Source organism: Nocardia yamanashiensis NBRC 100130 (assembly GCF_001613325.1).
Lineage (GTDB): Bacteria > Actinomycetota > Actinomycetes > Mycobacteriales > Mycobacteriaceae > Nocardia > Nocardia yamanashiensis.
In genome coordinates this window covers 60,045-83,672 of sequence record NZ_BDCD01000030.1, presented here as the reverse complement: position 1 = coordinate 83,672, position 23,628 = coordinate 60,045, and the positions used below count along the sequence as shown (strand labels likewise).

At 71.5% G+C, this 23,628-nt stretch carries 2 protein-coding genes; both read right to left on the bottom strand.

From position 1 onward, the window contains the following. Positions 1-204: 204 nt before the first annotated feature. Complete coding sequence (locus NY1_RS31930) at positions 205-417, bottom strand: MbtH family protein (RefSeq protein WP_067720864.1); 213 nt, start codon at positions 415-417, stop codon at positions 205-207. Then, positions 414-23,516 (bottom strand): non-ribosomal peptide synthetase, encoded by a 23,103-nt coding sequence (locus tag NY1_RS31925; protein WP_067720863.1) that lies wholly within the window; start codon positions 23,514-23,516, stop codon positions 414-416. Before NY1_RS31925 ends, NY1_RS31930 begins: the two co-directional genes overlap by 4 nt. Positions 23,517-23,628 lie beyond the last annotated feature (112 nt).

Genomic DNA, 23,628 nt, shown 5'->3' with positions numbered 1-23,628 from the left:
CCGAACATCAGGCGGCGATGGCCGGCCCGGGTCGGGGTGAAGGGGGACCGGCCATCTCCGTCGAGCGGGCGACGAACGCCCCGTGCCCCTCCGTTGCCGGGAGGGCACGAAAAGGGGTTCGCACTGTCGCGGTTACCGGTTTGGTCGGGCGGTGACTCTTTTTCCGAACGGCTCGGAGCGCACCGGGCCGTAGCCCGCACCGTTCTAGGCATCGACCTCCTCGATCAGGCTGCGCGGACGCATATCCAGCCAATGCTTTTCGACGTAGTCGACGCAGCTCGGTTTGTCACCGTCGTGCACCACATGCCATCCGTCGGGCACGGGAGCGAAGTCGGGCCACAGCGAATACTGGCCTTCGTCGTTGACGAGAACCTTGAACAGGCCGTCCTCGTTGTCGAACGGGTTGGTACCGGTCACTTTTCGATCCTTCCGGAATTGGTGATGTTGCGTTCTCGGGCCGGGGAGCCGGTGCCGGCACGCCCGCCGGGCAGCTGCTCGCGCACCTCCTTCGCGATTTCGGCGAGCGCTTCGGGTGCGCCCATGTCGACATGGGTGCAGTGCACGAAACGTTCCTCGATCTCACCGAGGACGTATTCGCGCCACGGGTCCGCGCCGGGTGCCGGCTGTGCTCGTCCGGCGCTGCCCGCCGGGGCGGCGTGGTCCGCGGTGGCGGTGAAATACAGCAGGTCCCCGGCGTACTTCCCGGGCCGGTAGCGGTATCCCATGCTCGTCCCGGCCAGGTAACCGGCGTAGAGGCGCTCGACGTGCGCGGCGCCGAGCGCGCCGAACGGCCCTTGATCCTCGTGCAGCAGCTCCGCGGCGCGTTCGGCCGTCATGTTCTCCGCCGCCAGCCCGGCGTCGCCGAGCAGCGCCGCCAGCAGTTCCCCGGCGCTCGGATCGGCGATCTCGGGCTCGTCGGCCAGGATGCGGCTGTCGAGCAGGGCCAGCAGGCCGACCCGCTCGCCCGCCCGGGTCAGCTGGGCGGCCATCTCGTAGGCGATCAGCCCGCCGAGGGACCAGCCGAGCAGATGGTACGGCCCTTGCGGCTGCACGGTTTTCAGCTCGTGGAGGTAGCGCCGGGCCAGTTCCTCGATGGTGCCCAGCCCGGTGTTCTCCTCGGTGAGATGCGGCAGTTGCAGGCCGTAGACCGGCTGCTCCGGGTCCAGATGCGGCAGCAGGCCGGTGTAGCTCCACGCCACGCCGCTGACCGAGTGGACGCAGAACAGCGGCGGCCGATCGCCCGCGGCGCGCAGTGCCAGCATCGGGTCGAACGCCGACTCGATCACGGTGTCGTCCAGCAGGTTCCCGCTCACCCGGGCGGCGATCCCGGCGGGCGTGGGGTCCAGGAAGAGGGTTTGCATGGGCACCTCCAGTCCGTGTCGTTCGCGCAGCTCGGCGACCAATGTGGTGGCCAGCAGCGAGTTTCCGCCGAGTTCGAAGAAGTTGTCGTCGGCGCCCACCGAGTCGGCGGCCAGCACCCGGGCGAACGCGGCGCAGACCATGATCTCGGCGGCGGTGCCGGGCGCGCGATAACCGGCGGCCGCCTGCGGCACCGGGGCAGGCAGCGCGGCGCGGTCGAGTTTGCCCGCCGGGGTGCGCGGCAGGGCATCGAGGACCGTGATCGATTGCGGCACCATGTATCCCGGCACCAGCGACGCCACATGCCGGCGCAGTTCGGCCGGTGCCGGCGCCGGGTCCGCGGTGGAGCACACGTACGAGGCGAGCATGGTCGGGCCGCCGTCCGTCTCGTATCCGATGGTGGTCGCGGCGGTGATCTCCGGGTGCGCCACCAGGGCCGCGTCGATTTCGCCCAGTTCGATGCGGAAACCGCGGATCTTCACCTGATCGTCGGCCCGCCCGAGGTATTCGAGCTCCGGTCGCGGGCCGCGCGATACCCAGCGGACCAGATCCCCGGTGCGATACATGCGCGTGCCGGGCGCGCCCAGCGGGTCGGCGACGAAGCGCTGGGCGGTCAGCCCCGGCCTGCGGTGGTAGCCGCGAGCCAGCGCGGGACCGGCCAGATACAGCTCGCCCGGCACCCCCATCGGCACCGGCCGCAGGCGCGCATCGAGTACGGCGACCGCGAATCCGCGCAGCGGGCCGCCGATGGTGACCGGAATGTCCGGGCGCAGCGGCGAACTGATGCTGGCGGCCACGGTCGCTTCCGACGGCCCGTAGGCGTTGATCATGGTGCGCTGCGGGACCTCGCCCGTGCCCACCCACCGCCGCACCAGTTCCGGTCCGGTGCGGTCACCGCCGACCATGATCACCTCGAGGTCTTCGAGCCCGTCGGGCAGCACGGTCGCCAGCGCGGCGGGGGTGATGAAGGCGTGGGTGATGCGTTCCTCGCGCAGCAGATGCCACAGCGCGTCACCACCGTACACCGCGGTGTCGGCGAGCACCGCGGTCGCGGCCGAGCCGAGCCCGAGCAGCAGTTCCAGGATCGCGGCGTCGAAACTCGGTGACGCGAAATGCAATACGCGCGATCCGGTGGAAAGGCCGCAGCGTTCGGTCAGTTCAGCGGTGAAGTTCGCGAGACCCGCGTGAGTGACGGTGACGCCCTTGGGCACGCCGGTGGATCCGGAGGTGTAGATCAGGTACGCCGGTTGTGCCGCGGCGATGGTCGCGCGCTCGGCGTCGAGGATCGGGGTGTCGGGCAGTGCCCGGATCCGTGCGGCGATCTCCGGGTCGTCGAGCGCGAGCCATTGGGGTCCGTCGGTGATCGCCGGGCGGCAGGCGGTGACGGTGAGCCCGAGGGCGGCGCCGGAGTCGATGAGCATGTGGCGCTGGCGATCGGCGGGGTAGGCCGGATCGACCGGGACGAACGCGGCGCCGGTCTTCAGTACCGCGAGCATCGCCCGCACCGAGGTGACCGATCGCGGAATAGCGAGGGCTACATAGGATTCCGGTCCGATGCCGTGCGCGATGAGTAGCCGCGCCAGTCGGTTGGTGGCCCGGTCGATCTGGTCGTAGCTCATCTGGACGTCTCGATCGCGTACCGCGACAGCCGCCGGGGCCGTGGTCACCGCGCGGGCAAAGATCTGCGGAAAGGTCAGCGTCGCCACGGAGTCCGGCCCCACCGCGGGGGCGAGCATCCGGGTTTCCGCGCCGTCGAGCAGGCCAGCGTCCCCGATCGGCGACCGCGGCTCGCGCACGACGGCCCCGAGCAGGCGGACGAGGCGGCCCATGAGCGATGCCGCGGAGTCCGGGTCGAACAGATCCTGCGCGTAGGTGAGGGTCAGGTCCAGGCCGGCGGGTTGCCCCGAGTCCGCGCTCGTTTCCACGAAGGTGAACTGGAGGTCGAATTTGGCGGTCTCCACTTCGGGATCCACCGCGGTCACCGCGACGCCCTCGAGATCCGGCAGTCGTGGCACGCCGCCGTGCACGGACAGCATGACCTGGAACAGCGGGTGGTAGGCCGCGGACCGGGTCGGTTGCAATTCGTCCACCAGCCGTTCGAACGGGATGTCGGCGTGGGCGAAGGCGTCGAGGTCGGTATCGCGCACGGCCGCCAGCAATTCGGCGAACGAGTGGCCGGTATCGACGGGCGTGCGCAGCACCACGGTGCCGACGAACATGCCCACCAAGGGCTCGAGTCGCGGATCGATGCGCCCGCCGATCGGGGTGCCGATCGCGATATCGCCGGTCCCGCTCAGTCGTGCCAGCAAGGCCGCGAGCGCCGCGTGCAGCACCATGAACACGGTGGCGCCCCGGGCGCGCGCCAGTTCGGCCACCGCGGCGTGCAACTGCACACCGAGGTGCTGCCGGACCGAGGCCCCGCGCTGGGTCGGCGTGGTGGGGCGCGGACGGTCGGCGGGCAATGCCAGCACGTCCGGCAGGCCCGCCAGTTGCGTTGTCCAGTAGCCCAATTGCCGCGTGAAGACGCTCTCGGCGTCGGTGTCGCTGCCCAGCATCCGGTGCTGCCAGCTGCTGTAGTCCGCGTACTGCACCGGCAACGGCTGCCAGGCCGGGACGGTACCCGTCCGGCGGGCGGCGTAGGCGATCGCGAGGTCGGCGGCCAGGGGTGGCATCGAGGCGCCGTCGGCGACGATGTGGTGCAGCACCAAGACCAGCAGGTGATCGTGCTCGCCCCGCCGGATCAGCTGTGCGCGCAGCGGGATCTCCTGGGTGACATCGAATCCCGCCGCGCAGCGGGACCGGATGAACGCCGCGGCGGCCGCGGGCGGCAGTTCGGCGACCGGCAACGTGACCGGCGCCGCCGCCTTGATGCGCTGATACGGCCCCTCGGCGTCGGCCGGGAACACGGTGCGCAGGGATTCGTGACGGGCCACCACATCACCGAACGCCTGCCCGAGCGCGGCCACGTCCAACGGCCCGCGCAGTTCGAGCACGAGCGGAATGTTGTAGGCGCTGCTCGCGGTATCGAATCGGTTCAACAGCCACAGTCGCTGCTGCGCCGCCGACAACGGAATCCGGTCCGGCCGGGGACCGGCTGTCAGGTCGGCGTACTGCCGGGGACCGGCCGCCGCCCGATCGAGTGCTTCGGCCAGCGCTTCGGGGGTGGGATGTTCGAACACCGTCCGCAGCGGCAGCCGCAGGCCCGAAGCGGCGGCGATGCGGCCGACCAATTGGGTGGCGGAGAGCGAGTTTCCGCCGAGTTCGAAGAAGCTCTGGTCGGCCCCGATCTGGTCGAGTCCGATCACCGCCGCCATGGCGGCGGCCACCAGTTCCTCACCCGCCGTAGCGGGCAGCCGGCCGCTGGTCGCGACCCGCCATTGCGGCTCGGGCAGGGCGCGGCGATCGAGTTTGCCGTTGGGCGAGAGCGGGATCGAGTCCAGGATCGGGAACACCGACGGGACCATGTGCGCGGGCAGCCGCGTCGCCACGTTCGCACGCAAGGCGGGCACGTCCACGGCATGGCCGTCCGCGGCGACGAGATAGCACACGATCCGGTCCATTCCGGCGGCATCGGCGCGAATCTCGGTGTGCGCGAAGTGGATTCCCGGGCAGGCGGCGACCACGGCCGAGATCTCGCCCGGCTCGACCCGCAGCCCGCGCAGTTTGACCTGATCGTCGGCGCGGCCGGCGAACACCAGGTCGCCGTCGGCGTTCCAGCGCGCCAGATCACCGGTCCGGTACATGCGTTCCCCGGCGGCGCCGAAGGGGTCGGCGACGAAGCGTTGCGCGGTCAGCGCGGCACGGCGATGGTAGCCCCGGGCCACGCCGACGCCGCCGACGTACAGCTCTCCCACCACCCCGCACGGCACCGGCCGCAGCCGGGCGTCCAGGACGACGGCGCTGACGCCGCGGATCGGCCGGCCGAGCACGATGGGCCGGTCGGGCGCCATCGGTTCGGAGAAAGTGGCGGCGATGGTGGCTTCGGACGGACCGTAGCCGTTCACGATGTCGTGGCCGCGGGTCCACTGGTCGATCAGTTCCCGATCGAAAGCCTCACCGCCCACCACCAGGGTCCGAAGGTGCGGCAACGGCCAACGGGCGGGGTCGATTCCGGCCAGCACCGCCGGGGTGATGATCGCGTGGGTCACCCGGTGCGCGTCCATCAGTTCGGCGAGTTCGTCCCCGCCGTAGATCTCGGTCGGGACCACCACCATGGCCGCGCCCGCGCACCAGGCCAGCAGCAGTTCGAGCACGGCCACATCGAAGCTCGGCGAGGCCAGATGCAGTGTCCGCGAATCCGCTTCGACGCCGAACCGGACGCGCTGCACCTCCGCGCAGTTGAAGACGCCGCGATGGGTGACGGCCACGCCTTTGGGCACGCCGGTCGAACCGGAGGTGTAGATGACGTACGCGACGTCGTCGGCACGCACCGCGCGGATTCGCTCGGCCGCCGACACCGTTTCCGGTCCAAGGGTTTCCGCGCCGTCGACCGTCATCCATTCGATGCCGAGCCCCGCCGGGAGCGCGGCGCGATCGCGATCGCGCGTGAGGCCCAGGCGGGTTCCGGAGTCGCCGAGCATATGGCGGATCCGGTCGGCGGGATGGCGCATGTCGACGGGCAGGAAGGCCGCGCCGGTCTTGGCGATCGCGATGGAGCCGACGACCGATTCCACCGACCTGGACAATCCCAGCGCGACAACGTCACCGGGCCCGATGCCCCGGCCGATCAGCACCCGGGCCAGCCGGTTCGACCAGGCGTCGAGTTCACCGTAGGTCCAGGCGCCGGTTTCCGCGATCAGCGCCGGGCGCTGTGGCTCGGCGGCGGCCCGTGCGAAAAGCTCGGGCAGCGTCACGACCGGTGCGGCGGCACTGCCGCGTGCGGGCGTCAGCGCCGAGCGCTCCCAGTCGTTCAGGATGTCGGCGTCACCGACCGGCCGCTCGGGTGCGGCCAGCAGTGCCTCGAGCAGCCGCGCGAAGCGGCGGCTGAGCCGGTCGGCGGTCGGGCTGTCGAACAGGTCGGTCGCGTAGGTGAGCGACAGGTCGATACCGTCGGGATCGCCCTGCGCGCCGTGCGATTCGGTGCAGGTGAACTGCAGGTCGCATTTGGCCAGTCCGGGATCGACCGGGAAGGCGTCCACCGTCAGCTCCGGCAGCCGCACCGCGGGCAGGCCGGTATTGGTGAGCGACAGGCTGACCTGGAACAGCGGATGGTGTGCGGTGGACCGTACCGGGTTGAGGACGTCGACGAGCCGTTCGAACGGCAGGTCGGCGTGCGCGAACGCGTCCAGATCGGTGTCCCGCACCACGGCGAGCAGGTCGGCGAACGTCGTCTCGCCGGGTACCTCGGTGCGCAGCACCAGGGTTCCGACGAACATGCCGACGAGATCGTCGAGCGCGCTCGCGCCACGGCCCGCCACCGCGGTGCCGATGGCGATATCGGTCGTGCCGGCGGTGCGCGCGATCAGGACCGCCAGCACGGCGTGCAGCACCATGAATACGCTGACGTCGCGCTCGCGGGTGAATTCGGCCAGCCGCCGGTGTGTTTCGGCGTCGATGCGCAGCGCGGTGGTGGCGGCCTCGTGGGTGGCGATGGCCGGCCGCGGCCGGTCGGCCGGCAACTCCAGGCAGTCCGGCAATCCGGTCAGGCGCTCGCGCCAGTACTCGAGCTGGCGGGCCGCGAGGCTCGCGGGATCGTCCTCGGCGCCGAGCAGATCGCGTTGCCACAGGCTGAAGTCCGCGTACTGGACCGGCAACGGCGGCAGCGCCGCCGCGGACCCGGTGCGGCGCGCGTCGTAGGCCGCCACGAAGTCGCGGGCCAGGGGCGTCAGGGACCAGCCGTCGGCGGCGATGTGGTGAATGACGATGAGCAGGATGTGCTCGTGCTCCTCGACGGTGAGCAGCGCGGCGCGGATCGGCGCTTCGGTGCTCAGGTCGAATCCGCGCCGGACGAAGCGGGCTGCGTCGACGTGCACGGCGACCGCATCGGTCACCACGCGGTGCAGGGTGACGTCTGTCGCGGGCAGCACCACCTGATGCGGCCCGGCGCCGTCTTCAGCGAACAAGGTTCGCAGGATCTCGTGGCGGGCAACCACATCGGTGATCGCGCCCGCTACGGCCGAGACGTCGAGGTGGCCGCGCAGCCGCAGCCCGATGGCCACGTTGTAGGCACCGGAGGAGGTGTCCAAGCGGTTGAGGAACCACAGCCGCTGCTGTGCCATCGACAGCGGTATCCGCTCCGGCCGCACACCGGCGCGCAGCACCGGCCTGGCGGTCGCGGGGGCGGCGGGTGCGTGATCCAGGAGCAGGGCCAGCTGCGCGGGGGCGGGGTGTTCGAAGACCGCACGCACCGGCAGTTCGTGTCCGCTCGCCTCGGCGAGCCGGGCCACCACCTGGGTGGCCGACAGCGAAGTGCCGCCGTGGTCGAAGAACCCGTGATCGGCGTGGATCTCCCGGCCCAGCACCTCGGTCATGACCGCGGCTACCAGGCGTTCGTTCGGCGTCGCCGGGGCCCGCCCGGCGGGTCCGGCCGGCCAGACCGGTTCCGGCAGTGCGCGCTGGTCCAGTTTTCCGTTGGGCGACAACGGAATCGACTCCAGGGCGACGAACGCCGCGGGCACCATATGGCCGGGCAGCCGCTGCGCGAGCGTGGCGCGCAGGTCCGGCGGCGGCGCCGCGTACCCGCCGTCGGGCACCACGTAGCACACCAGTGCGGCCGCCCCGCCCGGGTCGGTCCGGATCTCGGTGTGCGCGAACGCGATTCCGGGCGCAGCGGCGACCGCCGCGGTGATCTCGCCGAGCTCGATCCGGAAGCCGCGGATCTTCACCTGGTCGTCGCCGCGGCCGACGAAGACCAGTTCCCCGGTCCCGGTCCACCGCACCACATCGCCGGTGCGATACATCCGCTCCCCGCCGGTCACGCCGAACGGATAGGCCACGAAACGTTGTGCGGTGAGCCCGGATCGGCGATGGTACCCGCGCGCCAGGCCGTCCCCGGCGATATAGAGATCGCCGGTCACGCCGGGCGCGACCGGTCGCAGCCGCTCGTCCAGCACGACGACCGCGGTGCCCCGGATCGGGCGGCCCAGCACGACGGGTTCGTCGCGCCGGAGGGGTCCGGAGATGGCGCTCATGATGGTCGTCTCGGTCGGACCGTAGCCGTTGATCAGGTTCCGGCCCGCGGCCCAGCGGGCCACCAGTTCCGCGCCCACGGCTTCCCCGCCCAGGACCAGATGGCGCAGCGCGGGCAATGGCCAGCGCACGGCATCGATGCTCGCGAGTGCGGCCGGGGTCAGGAAGGCGTGGGTCACCTGCTGGCGTTCGAGCAGCGCGGCCAGTTCGTCGCCGCCGTACACGTCGGGCGCGGCGATGACCATGGTCGCGCCCGCGGACCAGGCCAGCAGCAGTTCGAGGACCGAGGCGTCGAAGCTCGGTGAGGCGAAATGCAGTGTCCGGCAGTGCGCCTCGATGGCGTACCGGCGGCGTTGCTCGGCGGCGAATCCGGCCAGGCCGCGATGGGTGACCGAGACGCCCTTGGGCACGCCGGTCGAACCCGAGGTGTAGATCAGATAGGCGACGTCGTCGAGCGCCGGCGACCGGAGCCGATCCGAATCGGTCACGGCCGCCGCCGATTCCGTCTCCTCGAGTGCGGCGAGCGGCAGCCAGCGCAGTTCGTGCGGGAGGGTCGGTATCGCGGCGTCGGTGCTGATGCCGAGCCGGGCGCCGGAGTCGGCGATCATGTGGCGTATGCGTTCGGCCGGATACCGGATGTCGATCGGTGCGAAGGCGGCCCCGGTCTTCGTCACGGCCACGGTGGCCAGGACCGATTCCGGCGAGCGCGGCAGCCCGAGCGCGACGGTGTCGCCGGGCCCCACGCCCGCCGCGATCAGCGCCCGCGCCACCCGGTTCGAGCGTTCGTCGAGTTGCCCGTAGGTCAGGGTGCCCGTCGCTGCGATCACCGCGATGCGCTCGCGATCGGCGGTCGCGGCGGTGAACAATTCGGCCAGGGTGGCGGGCACCGGTCCCGCGGTGCCGCGCGCCGGGGCCAGCAGCGCGCGCTCGGCCACGGTCAGCAACTCGGCGTCGCCGACCGGCGCGTGCGGGCGACCGCTGAGTCCGGCCAGCAGTGTGGTGAACCGCGTGGTGAGCAGTTCGGCGGTGGCGCGGTCGAAGATATCGGTGGCGAAGGTCAGATCCAGTTCGAGGCCGTCGGGATCGCCCTGGGCCGAATGGGTTTCGGTGCAGGTGAACTGGAGATCGAACTTGGCGCTCTCGACCGCGATGGGCTGGATCGACACCGCCACCCCGTCCAGGGCGGGCGGCTGCGGCGGGGTGTCGTGGACCGAGAGCATGACCTGGAACAGCGGATGGTGCGCGGTCGAGCGCGCCGGGGCGAGGATCTCCACCAGGCGCTCGAAGGGGATGTCCGCGTTCGCGAACGCGTCCAGGTCGATCTCGCGCACCGCGGCGAGCAGGTCGGTGAACGAGCGGCCGGTGTCGACCGGCGTGCGCAGCACCAGCGTCCCGGCGAACATGCCGATCAGCGGGTGCAGGCGCGCGTCGCCGCGGCCCGAGATCGGTGTGCCGACGGCGATGTCGGCGCTGCCGCTCAATCGGGACAGCAGGACGGCGAGGACGGCGTGCAGCACCATGAAAAGACTGACCTGATGGTCGCGCGCCAGCCGGGTCAGGGCCGCGTGCGCGGCGGCGTCCACGCGCGCGGAGACGGTGTCGCCGTGCTGGTTCCGGATTTGCGGTCGCGGGCGGTCGCCGGGCAGCTCGAGCTGATCGGGCAGCCCGGCCAGGGTGCCGGCCCAGTAGGCCGTCTGCCGGGCGGCGAGGCTGTCCGGGTCGGTGTCGTCGCCGAGCAGGCGCTGCTGCCAGATGCTGAAATCCGCGTATTGGACGGGCAATTCGGTCCAGCGGGGAGCTTCGCCGTGCCGCCGGGCGGCGTAGGCGGTCGCGAGGTCCGCGGCCAGTGGTCCGGCCGAGGCGCCGTCGGCGGCGATGTGATGCACGACCACCACCAGGATGTGGTCGTCGGCGGACAGGCGCAGCAGTTCGGTGTGGATGGGCGCGCCGAGGGCGAGATCGAATCGGGTCCGGGCCAATTCGCCGAGCCGCCCGTCCAGGCTCTCGGCGGTGACCTCGACGATCGGCAGCGCCGCCGCGGGACTTTCGCCCGCCGCGATCCGCTGATGCGGGCCGAATTCGTCGTGGGCGTAGACGGTCCGCAGCACCTCGTGCCGGGCGATCACGTCGCCGATCGCGGCGCGCAGGGCGTCCGGATCCAGGTCGCCGCGCAGGCGCAGGGCGATCGGAATGTTGTAGGCGGCCGATCCGGGGTCGAATCGGTCCAGGAACCACAGCCGCTGTTGCGCCGGCGACAGCGGCACCCGCTGCGGCCGATCGCCGCCGGACAGCTCCGGCTGGTTCGGAATCGTCTGCGCCAGTGCGGTATCGAGGACCAGCGCCAAGGTTTCCGGGGTGGGGCTCTCGAATACCGCGCGGACGCCCAGCTGCCGGCCCGTCGCGGTGGCGAGCCGCGCGACCAGCCGGGTGGCCGCGAGCGAGGTGCCGCCCATCTCGAAGAAGTCGTGGTCGGCGCCGACCCGTTCGCATCCGATGACCTCGGCCATCGCCGCCGCCACCAGGGCCTCCCCCGCGGTCTCGGGTTCGCGGCCGGCCGCGGCGGGCTCCCAGTCCGGATCGGGCAGCGCGGCGCGATCGAGTTTGCCGCTGGGCGAGCGCGGTATCGCCGCCAGCGTGACCACCGCGGTGGGCACCATGTAGGCCGGCAGCCGGGTCGCCGCGTGGTCGCGCAGCGCCTGCTGATCGACCGGGTCCGCACCGGCCGCCATCACGTAGCAGACGATGCGGGCGGCCCCGGCTCGGTCGTATCGGATCTCGCTGTGCGCGAAGCGGATTCCCGGAAATTCGGCGACCGCCGCGGTGATCTCGCCCAGTTCGATGCGAAATCCGCGCACCTTCACCTGATCGTCGCTGCGACCGACGAAGGCCAGCGCGCCCGCGGATGTCCAGCGCACCACGTCGCCGGTGCGGTACATGCGAGCGCCGGGCGCATCGCTGTAGGGATGTGCCACGAAACGTGCCGCGGTCAGCGCATGGCGGCCCAGATAGCCGCGTGCCAGACCGGCGCCGGCCACGTACAGCTCGCCCGCCACCCCGACCGGCACCGGTCGCAGGGCGTCGTCGAGCACCATGACGGCCGCCCCGCGGATCGGGCGGCCCAGCACCACCGGGCCGTGCGCGGTGAGCGCGTCCGAGATCACCGGGGCCACGGTCGCTTCGGAGGGACCGTAGGCGTTGTGCATCGCCCGGCCGCCGGCCCAGCGGGCGACCAGGTCCGCGCCGACCGCTTCACCGCCGACCACCAGGCAGCGCAGCCGCGGCAGCCGCCAGCGTCCGGCATCGATACTGGCCAGCACGGCCGGGATCAGGAAGGCGTGGGTGACTTCCTCCCGGGTCAGCACCTGGGCGAGTTCGTCGCCGCCGTAGATCTCCGGCGAGATCACCACCATGGTCGCCCCGGCGCTCCACGCCAGCAGCAGTTCCAGGACCGAGGCGTCGAAGCTGGGCGAGGCGAAATGCGCGGTCCGGCAGTCGGCGTCGATCTCGTAGCGCAGGCGCTGTTCGGCCGCGAACGCCGCCAGCCCGCGATGGGTGACCGCCACGCCCTTCGGCGTGCCGGTGGAGCCTGAGGTGTAGATCAGGTAGGCGAGATCGTCGATGTGCAGGGCTCGCGACCGGTCCGAATCGGTCACCGGCGCACTGGATTCGCCGGAGGCGTCCACATCGGCGAGCAGCCAGTCCACGGCGAGGTCGGCGGGCAGCAGGCGGCGGTGTGCGGTGGTGGTGACGCCGAGCCGGACCGCGGAGTCGGTGAGCATGTGCCGGATGCGGTCGGCGGGGTGCCGCACGTCGATGGGCAGGAACGCCGCGCCGGTCTTGACGACCGCGGCGGTGGCCACGACCGATTCCAGCGAGCGGCCCATGCCCAGCGCGACGGCCGTTCCCGGTCCGGCGCCTTCGCGGATCAGCTTGCGGGCCAGCCGGTTCGACCATTCGTCGAGCTGCCGATAGGTCACGCGCAGGCCGTCCGCCACGAGAGCGGCCCGTTCACCGTCGGCGGCCGCGCTCGCGAAGATATCGGCCAGGGTGCGCGGCTGGTCCCAGGATTCGCCGCGCACCTGCCGCAGCGTGCGCGCCTCGTCCGCGGTGAGGATATCGAGCTCGCCGGGCCGCGTGTCCGGATCGCCCATCGCCGCGTTCAGTACGCGCAGGAAGCGGCGGGTCAGGCGCAGTGCGGAGCCTTCGTCGAAAAGGTCGGTCGCGTAGGTCAGGCAGAGTTCGAGGCCGTCCGGCCCGCCGGGCTTGCGGCCGAAGACGAACTGGAGATCGAATTTGGCGACGGGGGCGTCGAAGGACTGGACCGAGAGTTCCAGTCCGGGCAGCGACAGCCGGGGCGCGGCGAAATTGTCCATCGACAGGCTGACCTGGAACAGCGGGTGATGCGCGGTGGATCGGCGCGGATTGAGCACCTCCACCAGGCGTTCGAAGGGCAGGTCGGCGTGCGCGAAGGCGGCCAGATCGTCCTCGCGAATCGTCCGCAGCAGCGCGCCGAACGAGTCCGGTTCCGCGATGCGGGTGCGCAACGCGAGCGTGCCGACGAAAGTGCCGATCAGCGGTTCGAGTTCGGGTTCCGAGCGCGTGGAGATGGGTGTGCCGATCACGATGTCGGCGCTGCCGCTGAGCCGTGCAAGCATGACGGCGAGCACGGCGTGCAGCACCATGAACTCGGTGACCTCGTGGGCGCGGGCGAATTCGGCCAGCCGCCTGCGGGTTTCGGCGTCCAGGTGGGCGCGCACGGTCGCGCCGCGGTGCGAGGCGCGGGCCGGGCGCGGGCGGTCGGCGGGCAGGTCCAGGCAGTCGGGGGCCCCGGCCAGGCGGGTGCGCCAATAGTCGAGCTGGCGGGCGGCCAGACTGTCGGGATCGCTTTCCGCGCCGAGCAGTTCGTGATGCCAGGCGGTGTAGTCGGCGTACTGCACCGGCAGCGGGGACCATTCGGGGGCGAGGCCGGCGGTGTGCGCCCGGTAGGCGGTGGTGAGATCGCCGGCCAGCGGGCGCAGCGATCCGCCGTCCAGGGCGATGTGATGCGCGACGAGGACCAGATAGTGCTCGTCGGAGCAGGTGCGCAGCAGTTCCGCGCGGATCGGGATCTCGGCGGCGAGATCGAAGCCGGCCTCGGTGGCGACCTCGATGTGGTACTCGACTTCCAGTGGGCTGACACTGGTTTCGCACAGATCCAGGACCAGATCGTGGGCGGGCACGGTCACCTGGTGCGGGCCGTGGGCGTCCTGCGGGTAGATGGTGCGCAGGATCTCGTGCCGCTGGAGGACATCGAGCAGGGCGGCTTGCAGCGCCTGGCGATCGAGGGCTCCGCGCAGGCGCAGCACGACGGGGATGTTGTAGGCGCCGGATTCGGGTTCGAGCTGGTTGAGGAACCACAGTCGTCGTTGCGCCGAGGACAGTTCCACCCGCGCCGGGCGCGGTGTGCCGCCCAGTCTCGGGCGCGATCGCCGCGGCGTCGGCGCCGCGCCGTCGAGCAGGCGCGCCAGCAGTTCCGGCGTGGGGTGCTCGAAGACTTCGCGGACCGCCGGCCGCGGCCGGCCCGCGCGGGCGATCCGGGAGACCAATTGGGTCGCCGACAGCGAGTTGCCGCCGAGATCGAAGAAGCTGTGATCGGCGTACACGCGCTCGATGCCGATGACCTCCGCCATGGCGGCGGCGATCATCGCCTCGGTCTCGGTGGCGGGCTCCCGCCCGGAGCGGGCGGCGTCCCAGTCCGGGTCGGGCAGGGCGCGACGGTCCAGTTTTCCGCTGGGCGACAGCGGAATCGAGGCCAGTTCGACGACGGCGGCCGGCACCATGTAGCCGGGCAGCCGGGCCGCGAGATAGGTGCGGACGGCCTGCGGTTTCGCCTCGCCCGGCTCTTCGGGCAGCACGTAGGCCACGAGCTGCGGGCGGCCGGCCTCGTCGCGGCGAATCTCGCTGTGCGCGAACCGGATACCGGGGCAGGACGAGAGCGCCGCGGTGATCTCGCCGAGTTCGACCCGGAAGCCGCGCAGCTTCACCTGGTCGTCGGCGCGACCGACGAACACGAGTTCGCCGTGGGCGTTCCAGCGCACCAGGTCGCCGGTGCGGTACATGACGGCGCCGGGGGTACCCGAGGGCGCGGCCACGAAGCGGGTGGCGGTGAGTCCGCGCCGGTCGAGGTAGCCGCGCGCGACTGCCGGACCGCTGATGTAGAGCTCGCCGGTCACTCCGGCCGGCACCGGGCGCAGGCGTTGATCGAGCACCGCGAGGCCCGCGCCGGGCACCGGGTGGCCCAGCACGATCGGCGTTCCGGGGGTGAGCGCGTCCGAGATCGCCACGGCCACCGTCGCTTCGGAAGGACCGTAGGCGTTGCACAGGCGGCGGCCGTGCGCCCACCGGTCCAGCAGCTCGGGGCCGAGCGCCTCGCCGCCCACCACCAGGCCGCGCAGGCGCGGCAGCGGCCAGGCGATCGCGTCGATGCTGGCCAAGGCGGCCGGGGTGAGGAAGGCGTGGGTGACGGCTTCGCGGTCGAGCAGTTCGGCCAGTTCGTCGCCGCCCACGATCTCGGGTGCGGCGATCACCATGGTGGATCGGGATTCCCAGGCCAGCAACAGTTCCAGGATCGAGGCGTCGAAGCTGGGCGAGGCGAAGTGCAGGGTGCGGCCGCCGGCGCCGGCGTCGGCGCGCCGCACCAGCCGGGCGGCGAAGTCGGTGAGGCCGCGGTGGGTGACCGCGACGCCCTTGGGCGTGCCGGTGGAGCCGGAGGTGTAGATGAGGTAGGCGCGCTGTGAAAGCAACTGGGACGCGGTGCGATCACCATCGGTGACCGGGCGGTCCGGGAGCCGGTTGCACCGTTCGGCGACCTGCGGGTCGTCGAGGCAGATCCACTGCACGTCGCCGGGCAGGTCGTCGATGCGCGAGCGCACGGTCAGCCCGACCCGGACTCCGGAGTCGGTGAGCATATGCCGTTTGCGCGGCTCCGGATAGGCCGGGTCCACGGGCAGGAAGGCAGCACCGGTCTTGGTGACGGCGAGTACCGCGCTCACCGATTCGATGGAGCGTGGAATGCCGAGCGCGACAATGTCTTCGGGCCCGATGCCGTGCTGGATCAGCAGGCGCGCCAGCCGGTTGGTGTAGCGATCCAGCTCGCCGTAGGTCACCTCGCGCTCGCCGGAGCGAATCGCCGGTGCGCCGAAATCCGCTGCGGCCGAGGCGAAGATCTCCCCCAGCGTGCGAGCGGGGAGTCCGGCGTCGCGGTGTCCGTGCCCCAGGGCGGCGATCTCGGCGACGGTGAGCAGGGGCAGGTCGCCGATCACGGTGGCGGGGCTGGCCATCGCGGCGGCGAACATCGTGGTGAAGCGGTCGAGCAGGGTCGCCGCCGACGCCTCGTCGAACAGGTCGGTCGCGTAGGTCAGTGAGATTTCGACGCCGTCGGGATCGCCTGCGCCGGAGCGGGTTTCCACGAAGGTGAACTGCAGGTCCCAGCGGGCGGCGCCGGTGTCGATCGCGGTGGCCGTCACCGTGCCCAGCCCCGGCAGCGTGATCACCGCCGGCGGCGCGTCGTGCACGGACATCATCACCTGATAGAGCGGGTGGTGAGAGGCCGAGCGAGCCGGGCGCAGCTCGTCGACGAGCCGCTCGAACGGCAGGTCCGAGTGCGCGAACGCGTCCACGTCGGCGGCGCGGACGCGGTCCAGCAGTTCGCCGAAGGCGAGGCCGGTGGGCACCGCGGTGCGCAGTACGACCGTGCCGACGAACATGCCGATCAGATCGTCGAGGGCTGGGTCCAAGCGGCCCGCGACCGGCGTGCCGATGGCCACGTCCGAGGTGGCCGCCAGGCGCGCCAGCAGGGCGGCGAGCACGGCGTGCAGGGTCATGAAGACGGTCGCGCCGCGCCGGCGCGCCAGGGTCGCGGCGGCCAGGTGCGCCGCTCCGTCGATGCGGCCCCGCACGGTCGCCCCGCGCTGGGAGGCGGTGAGCGGTCGTGGCCGGTCGGTGGGCAGTTCCAGGAGCTCGGGAAGTCCGTCCAGGCGTTCGGTCCAGTAGGCCAGCTGGCGCGTGACGGTACTGTCCGGGTCGGATTCCGATCCGAGCAGGGCGTGCTGCCACAGGGTGAAGTCGGCGTACTGCACCGGCAGTGGTTCCCACGCGGGAGCTGTTCCCGCGCAACGGGCTTCGTAGGCGGCGGTCAGGTCGCGCGCCAGCGGGGTCAGCGACCAGCCGTCGGCGGCGATGTGATGGATGACCAGCACCAGCTGGTGATCGTGTTCGGCCAGGCGCAGCAGCGCGGCGCGGATCGGCGATTGCGTGGTGAGATCGAAACCGGCCGCGGCGAAGTCCGCGGTGTCGGCGTCGACGGTCCGCGCGCTCGAGACGATCCTGGTGCAGGGCACGGTATCCGCGGCGGCCGCGAGCACCTGCTGGTGCGGGCCGGACGCGTCCTGCGGGTACAGCGTGCGCAGCGTTTCGTGCCGGGCCACGACATCCGCGAGCGCGTGCTGCAGCGCGGTGCGATCCAGGGTTCCGGTCAGTCGCAGGCCGATCGCGATGTTGTAGGCGGGCGAGTGCGGATCGAGCTGATTGAGCACCCACAGGCGTTGCTGGGCCGCCGACAGCGGAATCCGTTGCGGGCGTGCGGCGGCGGCCAGTGCGGGCGGTTCGCCGCTGCCGGTGAGCGGCGCCAGCCGGGCCGCGAGCGCGCCGGGCGTGCTCGCGTCGAACAGCGCCCGCACCCCGACCGGGGTGCGCAGGGCCGCGCTCAGGCGGGCCGCGACCTTCGCCGCGAGCAGCGAGTTGCCGCCGCGGGCGAAGAAGTCGTCGTCCAGTCCGATGCGTTCGCCGTCGAGCACGGCGGCGAAGGTGTCGGTGACGATCTGTTCGGTCGCGGTTCGCGGCGCGCGATAGCGGGCGGTGGGAAAGACGGGTTCGGGCAGGGCTGTTCGGTCGATCTTGCCGGTGGCGGTCATCGGCAGCCGCGGCAGCGCCATCACCACCGCGGGCAGCAGGTACGCGGGCAGCGCGCCGGACAGCCACGCGCGCAACGCTTCCGCGTCCAGGGCGCGGCCGGGGACCGGCGCCGCGTACGCGACCAGCTGATCGCTGCCCCGCGTGTCCGCGCGCACCACCACCACGGCGGTGTCGACATCGTCGTGGGCGAGCAGGGCCGCTTCGATATCGCCCGGTTCGATGCGGAAGCCCCGGAGTTTGACCTGGAAGTCGGTGCGGCCGTGGTAGCGCAGTTCCCCGGCGTCCGTCCACGCTGCCAGGTCGCCGGTGCGATACAGCCGGGCGCCGGTGGGATCGAACGGGTCGGCGACGAATCGTTCGGCGGTGAGCCCCGCGCGGGCGAAATAGCCGTGCGCCAGCTGCTTTCCGGCGAGGTAGAGTTCCCCGACCACGCCCGGGGCGACCGGCCGCAGTCGCGAGTCCAGGACGTAGGCGCGCGTGTTCCACTCCGGCACGCCGATCGGGACCGTGTCGGTGTCGGCGGCATCGACGCGGTGCGCCGTCACCGAGACCGCGGCCTCGGTGGGGCCGTACAGGTTCCACAGCGCCGCGCCCGGGTGGCCGTGGCGGAAGCGCTGGGCGGTGGCGGCGGGCAGCGTCTCGCCGATGGCCAGCACCAGCCGCACCGAATCAGGCAGTGTTTCGTTCGCCAGCAGCGCGTTCAACAGCGACGGCACCAGATGCAGCACCGTGATGTGCTGCGCGGCACACAGATCGCGCAGATAGCCCGGATCGCGGTGGCCGTCGGGTGCGGCCAGGACGGTGCGGCCGCCGGTGAGCATCGCCGAGTAGAACTCCCACACCGACAGGTCGAAGGTGGCCGCGGTCTTCACCAGCACCGCGTCGGCGGGGCCGAGCCCGTAAGCCTCGGCCTTCCAGGCGAGCTGGTTCACCACCGCCCGATGCGGTACGGCCACGCCCTTGGGGCGGCCGGTCGAGCCCGAGGTGAACAGCAGGTACGCGGTGTGCTCCGGCGACAGGGCCGCGCGCCGCTCACCGTCCAGCACGGGAGACGCCGGAACCGCTGTCAGGTCGAGGGTTTCGAGGTCCACCACCGGCACGGCCGCGATGTCCGAGGCGGCGCCGGCGGTCAGCACGCAGTGCGGCGCGGCGGTATCGAGAATGTAGTTCCGGCGTTCGGCGGGCTGGTCGGGATCCAGCGGCACGTAGGTCCCGCCGGCGACGGTGACCGCGTACATGCCCACCAGCAGGTGGGTGGAGCGGCGCATCGACAGCGCCACCCGCACCCCGGGCCCGACGCCCGATCCGATGAGGTGGCGGGCCAGCCGGTTCACGCGCTCGGAGAATTGCCGGTAGGTCAGGATCTCGGGATCGGCGTCCGGGCCGGTGTCCGCGACCAGCGCGACCGCGTCCGGGGTACGGGCGGCTTGATCGGCGAACCAGCCCGCCAACGTCCGGGTCGGATCGACCGGTACGTGAGTGTCGTTGAAGTGATGCAGGATTCGCGTCCGGTCGGCGTCGCCGAGCAGGTCGAGGTCGCCGACCGGGGTCAGCGGCCGGGCCGCGGCGTCGGCGAGCAACCGGGTCAGGCAGGCGGCGAAGTTCTCGACCGTGGCGGCGTCGAACAGATCGAGCGCGTACACGAAGTGGCCGCTGATCCCGGCCGGTCGCCCGGCGTCGTCGTAGTGGTCGGTCAGCACCAGTTGCAGATCGAATTGCGCGACGCCCGTGTCGATCTCGCTGCCCGCCACCGTCAGGCCCGGCAGTTCGATCTCGACCCGGCCCAGATTCTGGAAGGAGAAGCCGATCTGCACCAGCGGGTGGCGGGCGGTGGAGCGGACCGGATTCAGGTCCTCCACCAGCCGCTCGAACGGGAGCCGGGCATGGGCGAACGCTTCCAGATCGAGTGCGCGCTGGGTTTCGAGCAGCGTGCGGAACGGCAGATCGCCGTCGATGCGCGCGCGGAAGACGAGGGTGTTGACGAACATTCCGATCAGGTCGTCGAGTTCGGGTTCCCCGCGTCCGGCCACCGGGGTGCCGACGGCGACGTCCGGCTCGCCGGACAGGCGGGCCAGCAGCACCGCGAAGGCCGTGTGGACGGCCATGAACAGGGTGGCGTCGGCTGCGTGCGCGACGTCCAGGAGGGCGGCGTGCACGCCGGCGTCGATCGCGAGGTCGACCTTGGCGCCCCGGAAGGATTGCACCGCCGGTCGTTTGCGGTCGTAGGGCAGCGCGAGCTCGTCGGGCAGTGCGGCCAGGCGGGTTCGCCAATAGGCGAGCTCCTCCGCCAGCAGGCTCTCCGGATCGGCCGCCGCGCCGAGCATCTCGTGCTGCCACAGGCTGTAGTCGGCGTATTGCACGGGCAGCTCGTGCCAGGACGGCTCGTTGCCCGCGGCGCGCGCGGTGTACGCCTGGGACAGATCACGCAGCAGGGGTGCGAGCGACCAGCCGTCCGCGGCGATGTGGTGGATCACCACCGCGAGGGTGTGGTCGCCGGAATCGGTGCGCAACAGCGCCATTCGCAGCGGCGGTTCGACGGTCAGGTCGAAGCCGCGGGCGGCGATCGACCGTAGTCGGGTGGTCACGTCCTCGGCGCGGACCGGTACCGGGAGCAGTGCGGGCACGGCCTCTCGCGCCGGCAGTATCCGTTGCGCCGGTCCGTCGGCGCCGTCCGGGAAGATCGTGCGCAGTGCTTCGTGCCGGGTGATCAGGTCCGTGACGGCCGCCCGCAGCGCGTCGGTGTTCAGCTCGCCGCGCATCCGTACCGCGAACGGGATGTTGTAGGTCGCGGCGTGATGATCGAACCGGTTGATGAACCACAACCGGAGTTGCGCCGGGGACAGGGGGATTCGCTCTTCCCGGGAGCGGCGGGTCAGCCGCGGCCGCCGCGGCTCCGGCGCCAGTTCGGCCAGGCGGGCGGCGAGGGCGGCGACGGTCGGCGTTTCGAAAACCAGCCGCACGGGGACGGTGACATCGAGTGCGGCGCCGATCCGGGCGGCGAGGCGGGTGGCGCTCAGCGAGTCGCCGCCCAGGGCGAAGAAGCCGTCGTCGAGACCGGCGCGCTCGACCTCGAGCACCTCGCGGACAGCCAGGGCGACGGCATGTTCGGTCGCGGTCGACGGCGCGCGGTAGGTGGTCGTGGCGGCGGTGGGTTCGGGCAGTGCGCGACGGTCCAGCTTGCCGTTGGCGGTCAGCGGGAGGGCATCGATCGCGACGAACGCGGCGGGCAGCATGTAATCCGGCAGGCGCTGTGTCAGCGCCGCGCGCAAGGCCGGGGAGTCGGGCAGGTCGTCGTTCTCCGGAACCAGGTACGCGACCAATTGCCGTGCGCCCGAGGCGTTCTCTCGCATGATGACCGCGGCATGCCGGATCGCCGGTTGCGCGAGCAGCGCGGCCTCGATCTCGCCGAGTTCGATCCGGAAGCCGCGTACCTTGACCTGGTCGTCGGCGCGACCGTGATGCTCGAGTTCGCCGGTGGCGCTCCAGCGGCCCAGATCGCCGGAGCGGTAGAGGCGGTCGCCGGGCGCGCCGTAGGGATTGGCGATGAACCGGGTCGCGGTCAGGCTCGGCCGTCCCAGGTAGCCGCGGGCGAGTTGCGCACCGCAGACGTAGATCTCGCCGGTGACGCCGATCGGCGCAGGGCGCAATCGGCTGTCCAGTACCAGGATTCCCAGTCCGGGAATGGCCCGGCCGATGCCGCCGCCGCCCGCCTCGGCCGCCGCACGGTCCAGGTCGCGGTGGCTGACGTGCACGGTGGTCTCGGTAATTCCGTACATGTTGACCAGTCGCGGCGCCCGGTCGTCGTGGCGTTCGTACCACTCGCGCAGTCGGCGCGGGTCCAGGGCTTCCCCGCCGAAGATGATGTAGCGCAGGGCCGATGGCGCGCCGCCGGCGGGCGCGGCGCGGTCGGCGTCGATGAGCTGATAGAACGCCGAGGGCGTCTGGTTCAGCACCGTGACCCGCTGCTCGCGCAGCAGTGCGAGGAATGCGGCGGGCGATCGGGTGGTCTCGTGGTCGACCACGATCAGCGTGCCGCCGTGCAGCAGCGGCCCCCACAGTTCCCAGACCGAGAAGTCGAACGCGTAGGAATGGAACAGCGTCCACACATCGGTGGCCCCGAACCCGAACCGGCCCGCGGTATTGGCGAACAGGCGGGTGACATTGCGGTGCGGGATCTGCACGCCCTTGGGACGTCCGGTGGATCCGGAGGTGTAGATGACGTAGGCGATATGGTCCGGGCGCAGGGCGGCGCGGCGATCGGCGGGACCGAACGCGGGCGCCGGCGCGCGCCAGTCGATCGATTCCATGTCGATGACCGGCAGCTCTTGCGGCAGTGCGAGATTCAGCGTCGCCGCGGTGATCACGCAGGCCGGTCGCGCGTCGTCGAGCATGTAGGCGATGCGATCGCTCGGGTAGTCCGGATCGATCGGCAGGTAGCCGCCGCCGGCTTTGATCACGGCCAGCAGCGCCACGACCAGGTCGAGCGACCGCGGAAGCGCCACCGCGACCAGGGATTCGGGGGCGATCCCGCGGTCCGCCAGCCGCCGGGCGAGCAGCCCGGCCCGGGCATCCAGTTCCCGGTAGCTCAGCGACTCGCCCGCGTGCACGACCGCGACGGCCGCGCCGTGCGCCCGGACCGCGGCGTCGAATCGATCGGCCAGGGTGGTGTCCGGCCCGCTCGCGGTGGCGGGCGTGATCGCCCAATCGCGCACCAGCAGTTCGCGTTCGGCGGGTTCGAGGACCGGGATGTCCGAGACCGGATGCTGCGGTGCGGCGGCGAGGAACTTGGCCAGATAGCCCAGGAATCGGCGATGCTGGTCGCGGAGTTCGGTGTCGCCGTAGCGATCCGGGTTGGCGAGGAAGTCGACGAACAGCTCCCCCGCGCCGGAGCCGTTGTAGACGTTGATCGACAGGTCTTCGACCGGGCCGGTGGACAGCAGGTGCATGGTGGCGTCCACCGTGCCGAAGCGAATTCCGTTGTGGAACAGCATGAGATTGACCACCGGGCCGAAGAAGTCGCGATGGTCGCCCGAGCCGCCGCGATCACGCTGCATGTCCTCGTGGCGATAACGCTGATGCGCCAACGCCTCCCGGATCCGCGTGCCCACCTGCTCGACCAGTTCGGTGACCGTGCAGTCACGCCCGACGCGCACCCGCAACGGGACCACGTTCGAGACGTAGCCGGCCGACATCCGCAGCTCGTTCGTGGTGCGCGCGGTGACCGGCAGGCTCAGGGTGACCTCCTCTCGACCGGTCACGGCGGCCAGATAGGCGGCCACTCCGGCCGTCAGCACGGCGGGCCGAGAGGCTTCGAAACGGGCACGGGCACTGGCCAATTGCACGGTGCTCTCCGGATCGAGCAAGCCGCTTTCCTGGAGCCGGTGCGCACCTGCGGGGCCGTAGCGATCGCTCAAACTGGTCGCTTCGTGCAGGCCGTCGAGCCGATCCAGCCAGAACTCGCGATCGCGGGTGAATTGCGCCGAGGCGCGATACGCGCATTCGGATTCGTAGACCGCGCGCAGCTCGTGCGCCGCCGACGGGCTCGGGTCGGTGCCCGCGGCCAATGCGGTGTAGTGCTCGGCGATGCGCGCCACCAGCAACATCGCCCCGTAGCCGTCGATGGCGATGTGGTGCATCTTCGCGTACCAGAGGTATTCGCGATCGCCCAGCCGCAGTACCGCGGTCTCGATGAGCCGCTCCCCCAGCACCGGGATCGGCACCGCGACGTCGGCGCGCATCCAATCCAGCGCGGCCGCACGGGGATCGTCGCAGTCGCGGAAGTCGTGCCGTACCACTTCGATCGGCTCGTCCGGGCCGATCACCTGGCGCGGGCTGCCCGCCACCTCCACCACCCGCAACCGGAAACTCTGCAAATCATCAGCACACAGCCGCATCGCCTCCGCGAGGAGATCCGCGTCGAAATCGCCGGGGATATCGACGTACTGAGCCACCGTGAGCGGCACGTCCGGCGCGATGTGCTGCGCGTTCCACATGCCGGATTGCGCCGCCGACAAGGGGAAATGCGAGATACTGTCCGATGCGTCACGACCTGCGGGCTCCGAGGCCAGTGCGGTCATCCAGACACTCCAATCACCGATAGCAGACTGTGGACTCTCCTACAGGCGTTGCAGCAACACTGCCGCAACACTCGGGTAGGGAATCGCAGAGCTCGGGTGATCGGATTGGTCG

Excerpts from the sequence above, each read along its gene's own strand:
- NY1_RS31925 (WP_067720863.1), bottom strand. The coding sequence starts at position 23,516 with ATGACCGCACTGGCCTCGGAGCCCGCAGGTCGTGACGCATCGGACAGT.